This window comes from Sphingosinicella soli, assembly GCF_014199685.1.
GTDB classification, from domain to species: Bacteria; Pseudomonadota; Alphaproteobacteria; order Sphingomonadales; family Sphingomonadaceae; genus Sphingosinicella; species Sphingosinicella soli.
This window is the reverse complement of the sequence record NZ_JACHNZ010000014.1, coordinates 46,160-63,780: the sequence shown is the minus strand read 5'-3', so window position 1 is coordinate 63,780 and position 17,621 is coordinate 46,160. Positions and strand designations below refer to the sequence as shown.

The window sequence follows — 17,621 nt, the reverse complement described above, 5'->3', positions numbered from 1 at the left end:
TGCGCTTGCATTCGCCATGCCGGCGCCCGCGCAGCAGGTCATCAACCTGCGCGATGCCGATATCCGCGCCTATATCGAAGATGTCGCCCGCACCACGGGGCGGACCTTCATCATCGATCCCGCCGTGCAGGGGAAGGTGTCGGTCGTCGCCGACCGGCCGCTCTCGCGCACGCAGTATTTCGAAGTGTTCCTCTCGACGCTGCGCGCGAACGGCTTCATCGCGATTCCCACGGACGGCGGCGCGTTCCGCATCGCCCCGGCGGCAAACGCCGCGCAGCAGCCCTCGCGCGGCGGCAGCAGCAGCTTCGTCACGCAGGTCATCGACCTGAAATCGATCGATACGCAGTCCGCGATCGAGGCGCTGCGCCCGCTCGTGAGCGCGCAGGGGCAGATCACCGCGAGCAAGACCGGCAGCGCCGTCGTTATCGCCGACTACGCCGACAATCTGGCGCGCGTGCGGTCGGTTCTGAAGGAAATTGACCGCGACCGCACCACGATGCGGCTGCTCACGCTCGACAACGCCGGCGCGCGCGAGATCGCCGCGGCGATCGAATCGGTGTCGCGCGCGGCGGGCGGGGCAGAGGGCGCGGGCGCGGTCTCCGTGATCGCCGTCGACAGCTCGAACAGCGTCATCCTTCGCGGCGATCCCGATGCGGTGGCGCGCATGGCCGCGATCGTCACCGATCTCGACAAGCGCGCGTCCTCGGGCACGGACATACAGGTCGTGTTCCTGAACAACGCCGATGCCGGTGCGCTGCTTCCCGTGCTTCAGCAGATCGCCGGGCAGCAGGTGCAGGTCACCGTGGTGAACAGCACGCCGCAATCCGGCGAAAACGGCCAGATGGCGAATGCGGCGGCCAGCGTTTCGACGACGCCCGCGGGCAGCGCGCCTCCCGGTCCGGGCCGGGCCGTCATCGCGCGCTACGAAGGCGCGAACGCGCTCGTCATTTCCGCGCCGCCCGATGTGCAGCGCTCGCTCAGCGAAGTGATTCGCAGGCTCGACGTGCGGCAGGAGCAGGTGCTCGTCGAAGCGATCATCGTGGAGATTTCCGACAACGCGGCCAAGCAACTCGGCGTGCAGTTCCTGCTGGCGGGCACAAGCGGCAGCAGCGTTCCCTTCGCTGTCACAAATTATTCAAACAGCGCGCCCAATCTGCTTGCAATAGCAGGAGCCATCGGTGCGCGCGATCTCGACAGGACACAGACAACGACAAGCGACGGCGTCACCACGACGGGCCGCACCTCGTCGGCTGCCGGCGATGCGCTTGAACAGGCGGCGGTCAATTCGCTTCTGGGCGTCACCGGCTCGCTGTTCGGTTTCGGCGGCGAGATCGGCAATGACGCACTGTTCGGCGCGGTGATCAACGCGGTGAAATCCGATACCGCCTCCAACGTGCTGTCGACGCCCTCGATCATGACGCTCGACAACCGCGAAGCGCGTATCCTCGTGGGCCAGGAAGTGCCGATGACCACGGGCGAGGCGCTGTCGCCCAACTTCGACAACGCCTTCCGTACCGTGCAGCGGCAGGATGTGGGCGTGCAGCTCGAGGTGAAGCCGCAGATCAATGCGGGCGGTTCGATCAAACTGTTTCTGCGCCAGGAAGTCTCCTCGATCGCGGGGCCCGTGGCGACGGGGTCTTCGGACCTCATCATCAACAAGCGCGAGATCGAAACGACCGTCACCGTCGACGACGGCGATATCATCGCGCTCGGCGGTCTGATCGATGAAAACGAACGCCGCACGATCGAGAAGGTGCCGCTGCTCGGCGACATCCCCGTGCTCGGCGAACTGTTCACCAGCCGCTCGCGCAGCCGCACGAAGACCAACCTGATGGTCTTCATCCGCCCCACGATCGTCCGCAACCGGCAGGACGCGCAGGCGATCAGCGCCCGCCGCTACAATTATGCGCGTGAAATGCAGCGGGAGCGCTATCCCAAGCAGGAACCCTCGCTCGACGCTCTGGTGCGCGATTACATGGGCGCCGCGCCTCCGGTCGCGCCGCAGCCCGTCCCGCCATCGGAGTAGGATCATGACGGCCGCCGATGCCGCACCGCTGCCCTCGGGGCGCTCGCCGCAGATCCCCTATGCCTTCGCCAAGCGCTTCGGCGTGATCGTGCTGGAAAGCGAAGGCGCGGAGATCGGGATCGGCCTTCGCGAAGGCGACGATCCGCGCGCGCTCACCGAGGTGCGGCGCATTCTCGGGCGCCCCATCGTCGTGCGCTTCATCCCGCGCCGGACCTTCGAAGGGCTGCTTCAGGAACGCTACGCAACCGATGGCCTCAGCGCCGAACAGGTCTCCGACCGGCTCGACGAGGTCGGTGATCTGGGCGCGCTCGCCGAGGATATTCCGGCGGCCGAAGACCTTCTCGATACGCAGGACGACGCCCCCGTCATCCGCCTCATCAACGGCGTTATCGCCGAAGCGGTGCGACAGGGCGCGTCGGACATCCACGTCGAGCCTTACGAAACCTCGCTGATCGTCCGCCTGCGCGTCGACGGCGTGCTGCGCGAGGCGCTGCGCCTGCCCGCCAAGGTCGCGCCGCTCGTCGTCAGCCGCATCAAGGTGATGGCACGCCTCGATATCGCCGAGCGCCGCCTGCCGCAGGACGGGCGCATCGGGCTTTCGCTCGGCGGACGCGCGCTCGACGTGCGCGTCTCGACGCTGCCGTCGCGCCACGGCGAGCGCGTCGTGCTGCGCATCCTCGACAAGGAACAGGCCGAACTTGGTCTTGAAGACCTCGGCATGCCCGCCGATCTGCTCCGCATCGTTTCCGAGGCGCTGAAAGAGCCGCACGGCATCATCCTCGTCACCGGCCCTACAGGCTCGGGCAAGACGACGACGCTCTATTCGGGGCTGCGGATGCTGAACGACGGCACGCGCAACATCCTGACGGTCGAAGACCCGATCGAATACGCCATCGAGGGCGTGGGCCAGACGCAGGTGAACACCAAGGTCGGCATGACCTTCGCGGGCGGCCTGCGCGCCATCCTCCGGCAAGACCCGGACGTGGTGATGGTCGGCGAAGTTCGCGATTCCGAAACCGCGGACATCGCCGTGCAGGCCTCGCTCACCGGCCACCTCGTGCTGTCCACGGTTCACACCAACGATGCCGTCGGCGCGATCACGCGCCTCAAGGATCTCGGCGTCGAAACCTTCCTGCTCGCCTCGTCGCTGCGCCTCGTCGTCGCGCAGCGGCTGGTGCGGCGGCTGTGCAGCGTCTGCGCGCAGCCGGTGCAGGCGAGCGCGGCGGATGCCGCGCCGCTCGGCCTCGACGCGGGCGTCGTCATTCGCCATGCGGTCGGCTGCCCGGCGTGCGCCAACACCGGCTTTCGTGGTCGCATCGGTGTCTATGAAGCGGTGCGGATCGACGAGGATATCCGCCAGCTAATCCTCTCGGGCGCGGACGAGGCGGTGATCGCGCGGCAGGCGTTCGTGCGCGCGCCCAACATCGCGGCGGCGGTGCGCCGTCTTGTGGTCGACGGCAAGACCACGGTTGAAGAGGCGGTGCGGATCATGCGCCGGGATTCGACGGTTAATGCCGACCTTTGAGTATCTCGCGCTCGATACGGCGGGCCGCGAGCGCACGGGATCGCTGAGCGCGGCCAGCGAGACCGATGCGCGCACGCTGCTGGAGCGTCGCAAGCTGCTCCCCGTCCGTCTCGGCGCGGCGGCGGAGACACGTTCTGGATCCTCGCCCGCACTCGCCGCCGGGTTCAATCGCCGTAAACTTTCCACCAAGGCGCTGACACTTTTCACGCGCCAGCTCGCTACGCTTATTTCCGTGTCGCCGCTTGAAGAAGCGCTGCGTTCGATCGCCATGCAGTCTGAGCAGAAGAAGGTCGCCGATATCGTCTGGCGCGTCCACGGCGGCGTCGTCGAAGGCCGGCGCCTCGCCGATGCGATGGCGCTCGAACCCGCGAGCTTCCCGCCGCTCTACCGCGCGATGGTCGCGGCGGGCGAAGGTTCCGGCGGCATGACCGAAATCCTCGAACGCCTCGCCGACCTTCACGAACGGCAGGCCGAGGTGCGCGGCAAGATCCTCACCGCGCTCGCGTACCCCGCGATGCTTGCGCTCGTCGCGCTGCTCATCGTCATCGGCATGATGACCTATGTGATCCCCAAGGTCGTCGAGCAGTTCAACGACATGGGGCAGGAACTGCCGCTGCTCACGCGCATCGTCATCGGCATTTCCGAATTCATGACCGGCTACGGCCTCATCGTGCTCGTGCTTCTGGGGGTCGGCGTCGTCGTCTTCGGACGGATGATGCAGCGCGAGGATTTCCACATGAAGGTCGATCGCCGCCTGCTCGGCATCCCTCTCATCGGCCGTCTGCTCCGCGATCTTCATGCCGCGCGGCTGGCGCGCACGCTCTCGACGATGGTCGACAACGGCATGCCGATCCTCGACGGCCTTGCCGTCACCTCGCGCACCATCCGCAACCGCGTGCTGCGCGGCGCGACCGAGGACATGGTCGAATCGATCCGCGAGGGCGGCAGCCTGTCGGGATCGATGCGGCGCACCGGCATCTTTCCGCCGCTTCTCGTCCACATGACCGCATCGGGCGAATCGAGCGGCAAGCTCGCGCAGATGCTCGGCCGCGCCGCCGATTACATGGAGCGCGAGTTCGACGCCTTCACGAAAAGCGCGCTCAGCCTGCTTGAACCGCTCATCATCGTCATCATGGGCGGCGTCATCGCCACGATCGTGCTATCCATCCTGCTGCCGATCCTGCAGCTCGACACCATCGCCGTTCAGTAAGTCGCCATCCAGTGAGGTTCCCCGTGCAGAAGCCCCAACAGAAGACACGCGAAAACGGATTCACGCTCGTGGAGCTGATGGTCGTTCTCGCCATCATCGGGCTGCTCACGACGTTCGTGGTCATCAACGTGCTGCCGAGCCAGGACCGTGCGATGGTTGAAAAGGCGCGCGCCGACGTGGCCCTCATCGGCCAGGCGATGGAAATGTACCGCATCGACAACATGACCTATCCGCGCACCGAGGACGGCCTCCAGGCACTCGTATCGCCGCCCGCCACGCTCGCGCGGCCGGATCGCTATCGCAGCGGCGGGTATCTGCAGCGGCTTCCGACGGACCCGTGGGGCAATCCCTATCAATATGCGTTCCCCGGCACTTACGGGCGTTTCGACATCTTTTCGTTCGGCGCGGACGGCAGGCCGGGCGGGGAGGGGGATGATGCCGACATCGGCAACTGGCAGAATTAGGGAGGGGCTTTCGGGGCGCTCCCGGGGCTTCACCCTCGTCGAGATGATGGTGGTGCTGGCGATCGTCGGCCTCATGGCTGCGGTGGTCGCGGTGAACGTGCCGTCTTCGGAATCGACGCTCGCGCGCGAGAGCGATCGGCTTGCCGCGCGCCTGCTCGCGGCGCGCGATCATGCCATTCTGGCGAACAGGGGGACGTCGGCGATCCTCGATGCGCGCGGCTACCGCTTTGTCGAGCGGCAGGGCAAGACGTGGAAACCGCTTGCCGACGCGCCGCTGGCCGATGCCGCATGGCGCGGCGGCACGGTGCCTCTGCTCCCGGAAAACGGCGAGATCCGTATCGGTTTCGACAGTGTCGGCATGAGCGAGGCGCAGACGCTGACGCTGATGAACGACGACCGCCGCGCCGTTGTTCGGGTGCTCGGCTCGGGCGAGGTGAGGGTCGATGCGGGGGCGTGAGCAGGGCTTCACGCTGATCGAGGTGATGGTCGCGATGGCTGTGCTCGGCCTCGCCGTGCTCGCGCTCATTCGCCTGGGCGCCGCCAACGCGATGACGGCGGGGCGCGTGGAAGACGTTCTGCTCGCCGATATCGTCGCCGAGAATGCCGTCGTCGATGCGCTGACCCAGCCCGAGCCGCCTGCGCTCGGCGAAACCAGCGGCACGGTGGTGAACGCCGGGGTGAACTGGATGGTGACGCGGCAGGTCGCCCGCACCGAAAACGCGCGCCTCATCCGCATCTCGGTCGCCGTGCGCGGCCCCAGCGGCGCGGCGGGCGATCTCACCGCGTTTCGCGGCGTCGCGGCACCGTGAGGAACGGTTTCACCCTTGTCGAGACGCTGGTTGCGCTCTTCGTGTTCGCGCTGCTCGCGGGGGCTGCGGTCGTCGTGCTCGGCAATTCCGCCGATGCGCAGCTCCGCCTGTCCAACGTGTCGGCGTCGGTACAGGATTTGCAGCGTCTGCGCGCCGCGCTCCGCGCCGATCTCGCGCAGGCCGCCGAGCGTATGCCGCGCGGCGAGGCGGGGGAGGTTCGCCCGGCGTTCGAAGGCGCCGACGGCAGCGGTCGCCTGTTCGCGTTCGTGCGGCGCGGCTGGGAAAACCCCGGCGCCGCGCCGCGCGCTTCGCTGCAATATGTCGAATACCGACTTGAAAACGGCGCCGTCGTCCGCCGTGCCCGGCCGATGGTGGACGGCGCCGCGTTCGGCGAGCCCGCCGTTCTGGCGAAGGGCGTAAGCAGCGTCGAGGTCGCCTATCGCGCCGCGCCCGATCCCCCGACCACCGCCGCTGCCACCGCCACCGCCGACTGGCGCGAGGCCTGGGATCCGCTTCAGCCCGCCATGTTGCCCATTGCCGTGCGCATCGATGCGACGACCGCGCGTTTCGGCATCGTCCGCCAGCTTTTCCTCACGCAGGTGCCGCTGTGAAGCCGCGCATGCGCGAACGCGGCATGGCGCTGCTCACCGTGCTGATGCTGGTGGCGGTGATGGGCGCGCTGACCGCGACTGCGCTTGAAACGATCAACCGCTCGGTGCGCATGGCGGGCAACAGCCGCGTGGCGATGCAGGCGCGCTATTATGTGCTCGGCGCCGAGGTGATGGCGCTCGAACGCATCGCAACGCTCGTCGGCATGGCGGGCGAGCGGATGCCTGCGGGCGGCTGGAACGGCCGCGAGTTCACGTTCCCGACACCCGACGACACCGGAACGATTCGCGCCCGCGTTTCCGATGGTGGCAACTGTTTCAACCTCAACAGCGTTACCGACGGCGCAAGCCCCACCACGCTGCGGGCGAGGCCGCGCGGCATTGCGCAGTTCAGCGCGCTGATGACGACGCTCGGTATTTCCGATGCCGAGGCACGGCGCGCCGCCGCTTCGCTCGCGGACTGGGTGGACGGGGATAGCTCGCCGCTACCGCTCGGCGGCGAGGATGAAGCCTACATGCGGCTTTCGCCTGCCTATCGCACCGGAAATACGCTGCTCGCCGAAGTCAGCGAACTGCGCGCTGTTGCGGGGATCACGCCGGAAATCTATGAAGTCGTGAGACCTTGGGTGTGCGCCTTGCCGACAACTGAACTTTCACCGATCAACGTCAACACGCTGGAGGCCAGTCAGGCGCCGCTTTTGACGATGATCCTTCCGGGGCGGCTCTCGCCCGACGCGGCCCGTCAGGTGATGGCGAGCCGTCCTGCCGGCGGCTGGACGGATGTTCTCGATTTCTGGGAACACCCCGCGCTCGTCGCTTTGTCACCGGCAAGCGAGGAACTCGATCAGGTGAAGCTCGTATCGCGCTGGTTCGCCCTGGAGGTCGATGTCGATCTCTCCGGCTACACGCTCACCGAAACCGCGCTGCTCGACGTGTCGCGCGACCGAGCGCGCGTCGCCGAGCGCCGCTGGACCGTAGAAGAATGAGCCGCCGCCTTTTCGTTCTGATCCCCGCGTCGGGAACGGCCCTGCGCTGGCGCACGCAGGGCGAGGACGGGCGTACGCTCGCGTCCGGGCTGCTCGTCGACGACGACGAGGCACAGATCGACGAGGACACGCGCGTTACCGCCGTCGTGCCGGGAACCGCCGTGTCGCTGCACTGGGTCGAACTTCCCGCAGCCTCGCCCGCGCAGGCCGCTGCGGTCGCGCGCCACCTGGCTGCTGATTTCGTCGCCGCACCGATTGCCGACCAGCATGTCGCCGCAGCCGCTGCGGCCGAAGCCGACGGCAGGCGCCTCATCGGCATCGTCGACCGGGACGTGATGGCGGGCTGGCTTGCCGCGCTTGCGCATCATGGACTCGATCCCGACGAGGTGGTGCCCGCGCCCCTGCTGCTCCCGGTGGCGGACGATGCGGTGAGCACGCTCCGCTCGGGTGATATGCTGATCGTGCGCGCGCCGGACCTTGCGACGGAAACCGAAGCCGGGCTTGCCGAAATGCTGATCGGCGGACGCGCGCTGCGGCCCATCCTGCGCGATATTCTCGATCTTCCGTCCTATCCCGACACGCCGCTCAACCTGCGGCAGGGCGCCTTCCGCAAGGCTTCGCAGCGCGCAGTCGGCCGGGTGGATATCCGGCGCATGGCGCTGCTTGCCGCAGGCGTCGTCGCCGCATGGCTCGGCGCCGATCTCGCGCTCGCGCTGCGCCATCACTTCGCTGCGAACGCGATGGAGGCGGAGATGCAGGTGCTCGCCGCCAAGGCGCTGCCGGGCACCGCGATCACCGATCCGGCGCTTCAGATTCAGCAACGCTATGCAGCGTCGGCATCGAGCGGCGGTTTCACGGGCATGGCGGCTTCGCTGTTCGGCGCGCTGCAGGCCAGCGGCACGACCCGGCTCGAATCGCTGCGCTACGAGCCCGGCGGCGCGATGCGCGCCACGCTGATCGCGCCGATGGGGGCCACGATCGATACCATGAAGCAGCAGATGGCGACCGACGGATTGAACCTGATCGAAGGCGCGTCGCGCAGCGGCGACAACGGCCAGCGGATCGATATCGAGGTCACGCGGCTGTGATGCAAACAGCGTTAACATGGTGGCAGGCGCGCGACGTGCGCGAGCAGCGGCTGCTTGCCGTGCTGGAGCTGATCCTTCTCGCGATGCTTGTCTGGCTCGCGATCCTGCGCCCGCTTGCGGCGTTTCGTGAAAGCGCGGCGGATCGTCATTCCCGCATCGCCGCGCAGATGCCGTCCGTGCGCGCCGCCGCCGCCGGGATCGCTGCCGAGGGTGCAGCGCCCGCGCGCGGTGAGGGCAGGGACATCCGCGAACAGATTGCCGCCTCCGCAAGCGCTGCAGGACTCGAGTTCAGCGCGACCCAGCCGGAGGAAAGCGGCGTTCTGGTCAGCATCGCAGCGGTGAAACCGACCTTCCTGTTCGGCTGGATCGCCGGGCTGGAAGCCGATGGCGTCGTTGCCGATCGGGTGCTTGTTCAGCGGAACGACGATTCCACGGTTTCCGCGCAGATCGGTTTTTCGGACGGTCCGGCATGACGGCGGTGTCGACGCGCCGCCTCGTCCTCGTGTTCGCGGTCGCGCTGGTGCTGTGTCTTCTGCTGATGTTTCCGCTCGCGCTCGCGCTTTCGCTGTCTTCGCTTCCCGCGCAAGGGTTTCATGCGCGCGCCGTGTCGGGTTCGATATGGGCCGGGCGCGCTGAAGGCGCCGGGTTCGGAAATGCGCCGCTCGGCGACCTGCGCGTGTCGCTCTCGCCGCTCGCGCTGTTCACCGGCAAGGCGCGCTTCCGCTTTGCGCCGGTTGAAGGCACAGGCGGACCGACGGGCGCGGTTGTCGCTGCGACGGGCGCGTTTGCGGCGGAACGTATCACCGCCGCGATCCCGATGCCGCCGCTCGTGCCGGGTCTTGGCGCGACGCTTGCGCTTCAGGATTTCAGCGTCGCCTTCGCCGACAAGACCTGCCGCGCGGCGTCGGGCGGCGTGACCGCCGACGTTCGCATGGAATCCTCCGGCATGTCGCTTGCCGGCACCGCGACGTGCGCGAACGGGCGCCTGCTGCTGCCGCTCACCGGACGCACGCCCGCAGGCGACGCGAGCCTCTTCGTGCATATCGCAGGCGATGCCGCCTACACGTATGAAATCAAGGTCGCCGCCGGAACGCCCGCAACCGATGCCGGGCTCGCCGCTGCGGGCTTCGTTCAGGAAAGCGGCACGCTCGTGCTGCGCGGCGAGGGGCGTCTGCAATGACGCGCGCCGCGATCCTGCTCTGCGTGCTCGCCTTTGCGGCGTGCGGCGCGCCGCGCGGCCCGGCGCCGCGACCGCCTGCAACCAGCATTTCCGCCGAACGCCCGCTCGCCGAACTGCCGCCGCAGGATCTTGGTCAGGGCCAGTGCGGCATGGCGCTGTGGCAGCGCACCGAACCTGCGCGCCGCATCGCCTACATTCTGGACGAGCCGCCCAGCGCGCGTGTTGTCGATTCAGGAGACGTGATCGCGCTCGCGCGCACGTCGTCGGAAGGCGATGCGATCGCCCGGCACGCGCCTTTGCAGCGCTTCGCGGGCGCCGGGCGCAGCCTCGTCATCGAAGTCCGCATCGAGCAGCGCGAAGGTCTTCTCTCGGGGGCGATCATTCCCGAAGGCACGCTGACCTGGCAGTCCGCGAGCGGCTCCGTCGTGGTCCCCGTGTTCGGCCTGATCGGCTGCCGTTAGAGCGGGCAGCACGCTGCCCGCTCTAAATCTTTGTGGACGCATCGTTTTTGCGGAAAACCGGTTCCCACTTTTCCGCACGATGCTTTAGTTACGCGCGGCGGTTGCCGTCGTCTGCAGCGCCGATTTCGCGACCGTGTGCGCGGAAACGACGCGTCCGTTCGAAAGCACGAGCTGCATGTCGTCGTTCTCGAGCACCTTCGCATAGAGGTCGCGCGCCGCGAGGTCGCGCTCGGTCATGCGGTAGATTTGCGCAAGATTGAGCAGGCGGGCGGGATCGTCGGCATCGGTGCGCATCAACTGCGTCTCGGCCTTCTGCAAGTCCCCCTTCATCATCGCGGCATAGCCGAGCGCGCCCGGCGTGTAGCCGATTTCGGCCTGCTGCGTGGGTGACGTGGTGCAGCCTGCAAGGAGCGCGGCGGCGGCAGCAGCAAAAGCAAGTTTCATGGCGAACCTCCCTCGACTCGGTAAACTCATCTTGAATCGAACATTACAGTTTTATGACAGTCGTGTAAATGAATTATTACAGTTTTGTGACAACGTTCGGACCGAGCTGAAAACTGGGCTAGGCCGCGCAAAAGACTTTGTACTTTGTTTGGTAAGGGCAGTTCGCGCATAGAGCCGTGCTATGAAGCCCTTGACCCACCTCGACCGCCTGGAATCCGAAAGCCTGCACATCTTCCGCGAGGTCGTCGCGGAGTGCGAGAAGCCGGTGATGCTCTATTCGATCGGCAAGGACTCCGCCGTGATGCTGCATCTGGCGAAGAAGGCCTTTTATCCGGCGCCGCCGCCGTTCCCGCTGCTCCATGTCGACACGACGTGGAAGTTCCGCGCCATGTACGATCTGCGCGAGAAGGCTGCGGCGGATGCGGGCATGGAACTGCTCGTCTGGCACAATCCGGAGGCGCAGGCGCAGGGCATCAATCCGTTCGATCACGGCTCGCTGCACACCGATATGTGGAAGACCGAAGGGCTGAAGCAGGCGCTCGATCACCACGGCTTCGACGCGGCCTTCGGCGGCGCCCGCCGCGACGAGGAGGCGAGCCGCGCCAAGGAGCGGATCATGAGCTTCCGCACCGCCACGCACCGCTGGGATCCGAAGAACCAGCGCCCCGAACTCTGGAACCTGTTCAACGTCCGCAAGAACAAGGGCGAGAGCATCCGCGTGTTCCCGATCTCGAACTGGACCGAGCTGGACATCTGGCAATATATCCACCGCGAAAACATCCCCATCGTGCCGCTATATTTCTCGGCGCCGCGCCCCACGGTGAAGCGGGGCGGTCTGCTGCTGATGGTCGATGACGACCGTTTCCCGCTCGACGGCGAGACGCCCGAGATGCGCTCGATCCGCTTCCGCACGCTCGGCTGCTATCCGCTGACGGGCGCTGTCGAAAGCACGGCGGCGACGCTGCCGGAGATCATCCAGGAGATGCTGCTGACGACGACGTCGGAGCGGCAGGGCAGGGCCATCGATCACGATCAGGCCGCCTCGATGGAAAAGAAGAAGCAGGAGGGGTATTTCTGATGGCCCTCGAAGTTTACGGCTCCTCGGACCTCATCGAGCGCGATATCGAGGCGTATCTGGAGCAGCACGAGAACAAGTCGCTGCTGCGCTTCATCACCTGCGGCAGCGTGGACGACGGCAAATCGACGCTGATCGGCCGGCTGCTCTACGATTCCAAGATGATCTTCGAGGATCAGCTCGCCAAGCTCACGGCGGATTCGAAGACCGTCGGCACGCAGGGCGGCGCGCTCGATTTCGCGCTGCTGGTGGACGGCCTCGCCGCCGAGCGCGAGCAGGGCATCACCATCGACGTCGCCTACCGCTTTTTCGCGACCGACAAGCGCAAGTTCATCGTCGCCGACACGCCGGGCCACGAGCAGTACACGCGCAACATGGTGACGGGCGCGTCGACTGCCGACCTCGCCGTCATTCTCATCGACGCGCGCAAGGGCGTGCTCACGCAGACGCGGCGGCATTCCTACCTCGCGCACCTGCTCGGCATCCGCCACCTCGTGCTCGCCATCAACAAGATGGATCTTGTCGGCTACGACCGCGCCGTCTTCGACCGTATCGTGCTCGAATACCGGTCGTTCGCAACCGAGATCGGCGTCACGCGCTTCAAGGCGATCCCGATTTCCGGTCTGGGCGGCGACAACATCGGCAGCCGCAGCGAGAACACGCCGTGGTACGAAGGCCCGAGCCTCGTCGAACATCTCGAAACGGTCGAGGTCGATGCCGCCGCGCGTCAGGCCGGGCCGCTCAGGATGCCCGTGCAGTGGGTGAACCGTCCCGATCTCGATTTTCGCGGCTTCGCAGGTCTCGTTTCAGCGGGCAGCGTGAAGCCGGGCGATGCCGTGCGCGTCGTCCCTTCGGGCAAGACCTCCAGCGTCGCGCGCATCGTCACGGCGGGCGGCGACCTCGATGAAGCTGTTGCGGGCCAATCGGTCACGCTGACGCTTGCCGACGAGATTGATTGTTCGCGCGGCGACGTGATCGTTTCGGCGGACTCACCGCTCGAAGTCGCGGACCAGTTCGAAGCGACCGTCGTGTGGATGTCGGACGTGAAGATGCTGCCCGGCCGTCCCTATTGGCTGAAGCTCGGCACCACCACCGTGTCCGCGACGATCACCGAGCCGAAGTACGAGGTGAACGTCAACACGCTCGAAAAGCTCGCCGCGAAGACGCTCGACCTGAACGCGATCGGCGTCGTCAACATCGCGCTCGGCAAGCCGATCCCGTTCGCGCCTTATGCCGAAAGCCGCGAACTCGGCGGCTTCATCCTCATCGACCGGATGACGAACGCCACCGTCGGCGCGGGGCTCATCCACTTCGCGCTCAGGCGCTCGCAGAACATCCACTGGCAGACGGCGGACGTAACGCGCGAGGCGCATGCCGCGCAGAAGGCCCAGCAGGCGAAGCTGCTCTGGTTCACCGGCCTTTCGGGCGCGGGCAAGTCGACGATCGCGAACCTTGTGGAAAAGAAGCTGTTCGCGCTCGGCAAGCACACCTTCCTGCTCGACGGCGACAATGTGCGCCACGGCCTCAACAAGGATCTCGGCTTCACCGAGGCCGACCGCGTGGAGAACATCCGCCGCGTCGGCGAGGTCGCGAAACTGATGACAGACGCGGGCCTTGTCGTGCTTACCGCCTTCATCTCGCCGTTCCGCGCCGAGCGGCAGATGGTCCGCGCGATGCTGCCCGAAGGCGACTTCATCGAGGTGTTCGTCGATACGCCGCTCGCGGAGGCCGAGAAGCGCGACGTGAAGGGCCTCTACAAAAAGGCCCGCGCCGGACAACTGAGCAACTTCACCGGCATCGACAGCCCTTACGAAGCCCCGGAAAATGCGGAAATCCGCATAGACACGACGCAGATGACGCCGGAAGCGGCGGCGGATGCGATCGTCGAGCGGCTGCTTGCTCAGATTGACTAAGTCTTCGGACTAAGCTAAGTCTGAATGATGGCTGTCGTCATCAATGTCCACGAAGCGAAAACGCATCTCTCGAAGCTGCTCGATCGCGCGCACGCGGGTCAGGAAATCATCCTCGCCAAGGCGGGGAAGCCGTACGCCCGCCTCATGCCGCTCGCGGCGGATATGGGCGCGCGGCAACCCGGGCGCCTGAAGGGCCGGCTGCCGGAGACATTCTTCGATCCGCTGACGGATGACGAACTGGCCGCATGGGAAGGGCGGTGAAGCTCCTCCTCGATACGCATGCGCTGCTCTGGTGGTGGACGGATGACGCCGCGCTCCCGTCATCGGCGCGCGACCGCATCGCGGATTCCGCAAACGAGATCGTCGTCAGCGTGGCAAGCGCCTGGGAAGTGGCGACGAAGGCACGGCTCGGCAAGCTGCCGGGTCTGGAGATGGCCGCAGCGCGTTTCACCGAGCTTCTTGCCGCCGACGGTTTCATCGCACTGCCCATCACCATGGTCCATGCCATCCGCGCTGAAACGTACGATTCTGCACATCGCGACCCATTCGACCGGATGCTGGCGGCACAGGCCGAAATCGAAGGCATGCCGATCGTGAGCCGCGACCCGGCGCTCAGCGCATTCCCTTGCGAAATCGTCTGGTAGACACCACCCTCCCGGAATGAAGGGCGGACCCGCCGCGTTCAACCTGCCATGTCTCGCCGGCTCTACAGCCAAGGAATGACGCACGCATGAGAGACAATCCGCGCCGCCGCGATTTGGGCGCCTATCCGTTTCGGATCGACATGGTGCCGCGCTTCGGCGACATGGATCTCAACAACCATCTCAACAATGTCGCCGTCGCGCGCTTCTACGAGGAAGGGCGCGTCCGCTTTCATTTTGATCTGCACCACCGGCCGGGGCTTGATCGCTTCCGGGGTTTCATCGCGCACCTTGCGATCGATTATCTCGCCGAGGGGCACTGGCCCGATCCGGCGCAGATCGGCGTCGGCGTGGTGCATATCGGCGGTTCGTCCTACCGCCTCGGCCTTGCCTTGTTCCAGCGCGGCGTCTGCATCGGGCTTTGCGATTCGGTGCTCGTCCACCGGGGTGAACACGGCAGCGAACCGCTGCCGCCGCTTTTACGCGAGGCTTTGGAGAGCCTCCGCCTGCGGGACGAATGAACGGCGCGAGAGCCACCAGAAGCGCGTGAGCAGGAAGCCCGCCGAGAACAGGCTGGCGATCACCACCGACCAGGCGAGCCCCACCAGCCCCATGCCCATCGGCAGCCCCAGCACATAGCCGAGCGGCAGCATCACGCCTGCGTAGCTGATCGTGTGGGTGAGCGTGGGCAGCCAGACGTCATTGCGCGCGCGCAGCGCGTTGGCGGCCACGACCTGCAGCCCGTCCGCGACGAAAAACAGGGAAGCCAGTGCGAGTGCCGGCACGGCAAGCACGATCAGCGACGGATCGGCCGTATAGGCGCTGACGATCGTTTCGGGCAGCAGCGCCACGACCGCCGCGATCACGACGAGCACGGATCCGGCCGCAGCAAACCCCAGCAGGCCGGACCGGCGTACGGCGTCGGGAGAGCGCTCGCCGTAGCCGCGCCCCACGAGCACTGCAGTCGCGGAGGCAAAACCGAGCGGCACCATGAAGACGATCGCCGAGACGTTGAAGACCACCGCCCATGCCGCCGCCTCCAGCCCGCCGAGCAGGCCCGCGATGGCATTCATCCCCGCAAAGGCGCTGGTTTCGACGAACAGCGACGCCGCCGACGCGCCGCCGATCCAGATCAGCGGCTTCCACCCCGGCGCGCCGGGCGCTGCGGCGAAGAGGCCGTATTTCCGGCGGGCGTCGGCCCACATCACGAGATAGGCGGCAAGCCCCACGACGAGCGCCGTGCGCGCGATGAACGTCGCGGCCGCCGATGCCACCGCGCCTTCGATCGCAAAGGGCGACGTGCCCGGCACGAGCCAGAGGTTCGCCGCGAGATTGACGATGTTGGCACCCCACATCAGCGCTGCGGCGGGCCCCGGGCGGCCCAGCGCTTCAAGCCAGTAGATCAGCGCGATCGAGAGCAGATAGGCGGGTATCGACAGTGCAAAGGTTCGTGCGACCGCCGCCGCGCCCTCGGCGAGCGCGGGGTCTAGGCCGATGGCGTGCATCGCGGGGGCGGCGCCGAACCACAGGGCCGCGCCGAAAGCCACGCCGACGACGGCTGCGAACAGCAACCCGCGCCGCAGCACGGCCCCCGCGTCCTGCGGGCGGCCTTCACCGATACGCTGCGCTGTCAGCACCTGCACACCCGCCAGCAGGCCCACGCCGGTCGTCAGCGCGATCATCGTCGGCGCCCAGCCGAGCGCGTGATAGCCGAGTTCGATCGAGCTGTAGTGCCCCACGACGATCGCGTCCGTCAGCCCCATCATCATGATGCCGAGGCGCGACAGGATCACCGGCGAGGCGAGCGCCAGCAATTCGGAAAGGCTTCCGCGCGCGGGTATTCTTGTCTTCAGCATGTCGATCGATCCGGTGTCCAAAGCAGCCGGGCCGGATACGCGAAACCGATGACATTGGCGAGTGCATCCGTGTACGGTGCCGACCGTAAAAGGCGAAGGAGACGGGAATGGGTCGGGGACACGGCATGTCGCCTGAGCGCCTTGCGCGGATCGATGATTTCCTCGAACGGAAATACGTGGCGTCCGGCAAGATTCCCGGTTCGCTCACGCTCGTCGCGCGCAGGGGTGAGATCGCCCATCTCGGCGTGCGCGGGCTTGCCGATCGCGAACGCGGCACGCCGCTTGCCGAAGACACGATCTTCCGCATCTATTCGATGACGAAGCCGATCACCTCGGTCGCGTTCATGATGCTGGTGGAGGAGGGGCGCATCGCGCTCGACGATCCCGTCCATCTTCATATCCCGGAATGGCGCGACCTTCGCGTTTATGCGGGCGGCGATGAAACGGCCGGGTTCGAGACGACCGCGCCCGCCCGTCCGATGCTCGTCATCGATCTGCTGCGTCACACCGCGGGTCTCACATATGGTTTCCAGAACCGCACCGACGTCGACGCCGCCTACCGAACGCGCGGGATCGGCGAGATCGAGAAGGGCGCGATCACGCTCGATCGGATGATCGCGGGGCTGGCCGGGCTGCCGCTGGAATTCTCGCCCGGCGAGAAGTGGAACTATTCGGTGGCGACCGACGTGCTCGGCTACCTGATCGAGCGCATCTCCGGGCAGGCCTTCGAGGATTACCTGCGCGAACGCCTGCTGACCCCGCTCGGCATGGTCGACACGGACTTTCAGGTGCGCGCGGGCGCGGAACACCCCCTCGCCGCCTGCTACGCGCTGACGCCGAGCGGGCGCACGATCCTGCAAGATGATCCCGCGCTTTCCAGCTTCCTGAAACCGCCCGCGTTCGTCTCGGGCGGCGGCGGCCTCGTCGGCACCGCGCAGGACTATCTGAAGTTCGCGCAGATGCTGCTCAGCGGCGGCGCGGCGGACGGCCGCCGCTACATCAGCCGCAAGACGCTCGACCTGATGACCGCGAACCACCTGCCCGGCGGCGTCGACCTGCCCGCGCTGTCGGTCTCGCTGTTCTCGGAAGCGAACTACAACGGCATCGGCTTCGGCCTCGGCTTCGCGACGACGATGGACCCGGCAAAAACGATGATCGCGGGTTCGGCCGGCGACTATTTCTGGGGCGGCGCCGCCTCCACGGCATTCTGGATCGACCCGGTCGAAGACCTCATCTGCATCTTCATGACCCAGCTCATCCCCTCATCGTCCTACCCCGTCCGCCGCGAACTCAAGACGATGGTCTACGCCGCGATCGAGGATTGATGGCGATTAT

The 17,621-nt window shown here is 66.8% G+C and carries 20 protein-coding genes; 18 read left to right on the top strand and 2 right to left on the bottom strand.

The window, feature by feature from the left end; all coding sequences use genetic code 11:
• Positions 1-16 precede the first annotated feature (16 nt).
• Genes gspD through GGQ98_RS07620 form a run of 12 tightly spaced genes read left to right on the top strand, consistent with a single transcriptional unit; the run spans position 17 to position 10,357 of the window.
• The gene (gspD, locus tag GGQ98_RS07675; RefSeq protein ID WP_184067551.1) at positions 17-2,026 is read left to right on the top strand and encodes a type II secretion system secretin GspD; all 2,010 of its coding nucleotides are present in this window, start codon (positions 17-19) and stop codon (positions 2,024-2,026) included.
• Positions 2,027-2,030: 4 nt separating this feature from the next.
• The gene (gspE, locus tag GGQ98_RS07670) at positions 2,031-3,551 is read left to right on the top strand and encodes a type II secretion system ATPase GspE (RefSeq protein ID WP_184067494.1); all 1,521 of its coding nucleotides are present in this window, start codon (positions 2,031-2,033) and stop codon (positions 3,549-3,551) included.
• Positions 3,538-4,761, top strand: coding sequence for a type II secretion system inner membrane protein GspF (gspF, locus tag GGQ98_RS07665; RefSeq protein WP_184067490.1), 1,224 nt, complete (start codon positions 3,538-3,540; stop codon positions 4,759-4,761). Before gspE ends, gspF begins: the two co-directional genes overlap by 14 nt.
• Positions 4,762-4,784: 23 nt before the next feature.
• Positions 4,785-5,225 carry a type II secretion system major pseudopilin GspG gene (gspG, locus tag GGQ98_RS07660; RefSeq protein ID WP_341534160.1) on the top strand — a complete coding sequence of 147 codons (441 nt, stop codon included), beginning with the start codon at positions 4,785-4,787 and terminating at the stop codon, positions 5,223-5,225.
• Entirely contained in the window at positions 5,197-5,682 is a 486-nt protein-coding gene (locus GGQ98_RS07655) for a GspH/FimT family pseudopilin (protein ID WP_184067487.1), read from the top strand. Before gspG ends, GGQ98_RS07655 begins: the two co-directional genes overlap by 29 nt.
• Positions 5,669-6,034, top strand: a complete 366-nt coding sequence (gspI, locus tag GGQ98_RS07650; protein WP_184067484.1) for a type II secretion system minor pseudopilin GspI — start codon at positions 5,669-5,671, stop codon at positions 6,032-6,034. The genes GGQ98_RS07655 and gspI overlap by 14 nt, the downstream gene beginning before the upstream one ends.
• The gene (gene gspJ, locus GGQ98_RS07645) at positions 6,031-6,645 is read left to right on the top strand and encodes a type II secretion system minor pseudopilin GspJ (protein WP_184067480.1); all 615 of its coding nucleotides are present in this window, start codon (positions 6,031-6,033) and stop codon (positions 6,643-6,645) included. The genes gspI and gspJ overlap by 4 nt, the downstream gene beginning before the upstream one ends.
• A gap of 8 nt (positions 6,646-6,653) precedes the next feature.
• The gene (gene gspK / locus GGQ98_RS07640) at positions 6,654-7,628 is read left to right on the top strand and encodes a type II secretion system minor pseudopilin GspK (protein ID WP_184067476.1); all 975 of its coding nucleotides are present in this window, start codon (positions 6,654-6,656) and stop codon (positions 7,626-7,628) included.
• Complete coding sequence (gene gspL / locus GGQ98_RS07635; protein WP_184067473.1) at positions 7,625-8,716, top strand: type II secretion system protein GspL; 1,092 nt, start codon at positions 7,625-7,627, stop codon at positions 8,714-8,716. The genes gspK and gspL overlap by 4 nt, the downstream gene beginning before the upstream one ends.
• Positions 8,716-9,189 (top strand): type II secretion system protein GspM, encoded by a 474-nt coding sequence (gspM, locus tag GGQ98_RS07630; RefSeq protein ID WP_184067470.1) that lies wholly within the window; start codon positions 8,716-8,718, stop codon positions 9,187-9,189. The genes gspL and gspM overlap by 1 nt, the downstream gene beginning before the upstream one ends.
• A complete protein-coding gene (gene gspN, locus GGQ98_RS07625) occupies positions 9,186-9,896 on the top strand; it encodes a type II secretion system protein N (RefSeq protein ID WP_184067467.1) in 711 nt (236 codons plus the stop codon). Before gspM ends, gspN begins: the two co-directional genes overlap by 4 nt.
• The gene (locus tag GGQ98_RS07620) at positions 9,893-10,357 is read left to right on the top strand and encodes a hypothetical protein (protein ID WP_184067463.1); all 465 of its coding nucleotides are present in this window, start codon (positions 9,893-9,895) and stop codon (positions 10,355-10,357) included. The genes gspN and GGQ98_RS07620 overlap by 4 nt, the downstream gene beginning before the upstream one ends.
• 84 nt (positions 10,358-10,441) lie before the next feature.
• Here the strand turns inward: GGQ98_RS07620 and GGQ98_RS07615 are convergent, their stop codons facing one another.
• Positions 10,442-10,801, bottom strand: coding sequence for a tetratricopeptide repeat protein (locus GGQ98_RS07615; RefSeq protein ID WP_184067460.1), 360 nt, complete (start codon positions 10,799-10,801; stop codon positions 10,442-10,444).
• Positions 10,802-10,982: 181 nt separating this feature from the next.
• Here GGQ98_RS07615 and cysD point away from each other — a divergent pair, with 181 nt between their 5' ends.
• The 5 genes from cysD (at position 10,983) to GGQ98_RS07590 (ending at position 14,951) form a co-directional block, all read left to right on the top strand.
• Positions 10,983-11,879, top strand: a complete 897-nt coding sequence (cysD, locus tag GGQ98_RS07610; RefSeq protein ID WP_184067458.1) for a sulfate adenylyltransferase subunit CysD — start codon at positions 10,983-10,985, stop codon at positions 11,877-11,879.
• Entirely contained in the window at positions 11,879-13,789 is a 1,911-nt protein-coding gene (cysN, locus tag GGQ98_RS07605; RefSeq protein WP_184067455.1) for a sulfate adenylyltransferase subunit CysN, read from the top strand. The genes cysD and cysN overlap by 1 nt, the downstream gene beginning before the upstream one ends.
• 24 nt (positions 13,790-13,813) lie before the next feature.
• Positions 13,814-14,050, top strand: a complete 237-nt coding sequence (locus tag GGQ98_RS07600) for a type II toxin-antitoxin system Phd/YefM family antitoxin (protein WP_243451755.1) — start codon at positions 13,814-13,816, stop codon at positions 14,048-14,050.
• Positions 14,047-14,433 carry a PIN domain-containing protein gene (locus GGQ98_RS07595; RefSeq protein ID WP_184067452.1) on the top strand — a complete coding sequence of 129 codons (387 nt, stop codon included), beginning with the start codon at positions 14,047-14,049 and terminating at the stop codon, positions 14,431-14,433. The genes GGQ98_RS07600 and GGQ98_RS07595 overlap by 4 nt, the downstream gene beginning before the upstream one ends.
• An 86-nt stretch (positions 14,434-14,519) precedes the next feature.
• Positions 14,520-14,951, top strand: a complete 432-nt coding sequence (locus tag GGQ98_RS07590) for an acyl-CoA thioesterase (RefSeq protein ID WP_184067449.1) — start codon at positions 14,520-14,522, stop codon at positions 14,949-14,951.
• On the opposite strand, the gene GGQ98_RS07585 is transcribed toward GGQ98_RS07590, so the two are convergent.
• Positions 14,910-16,286, bottom strand: coding sequence for an MATE family efflux transporter (locus GGQ98_RS07585; protein WP_184067446.1), 1,377 nt, complete (start codon positions 16,284-16,286; stop codon positions 14,910-14,912). The two genes, GGQ98_RS07590 and GGQ98_RS07585, sit on opposite strands and share 42 nt — an antisense overlap.
• Positions 16,287-16,393: 107 nt before the next feature.
• Here GGQ98_RS07585 and GGQ98_RS07580 point away from each other — a divergent pair, with 107 nt between their 5' ends.
• Positions 16,394-17,611 (top strand): serine hydrolase domain-containing protein, encoded by a 1,218-nt coding sequence (locus tag GGQ98_RS07580; protein ID WP_184067443.1) that lies wholly within the window; start codon positions 16,394-16,396, stop codon positions 17,609-17,611.
• Positions 17,612-17,621 lie beyond the last annotated feature (10 nt).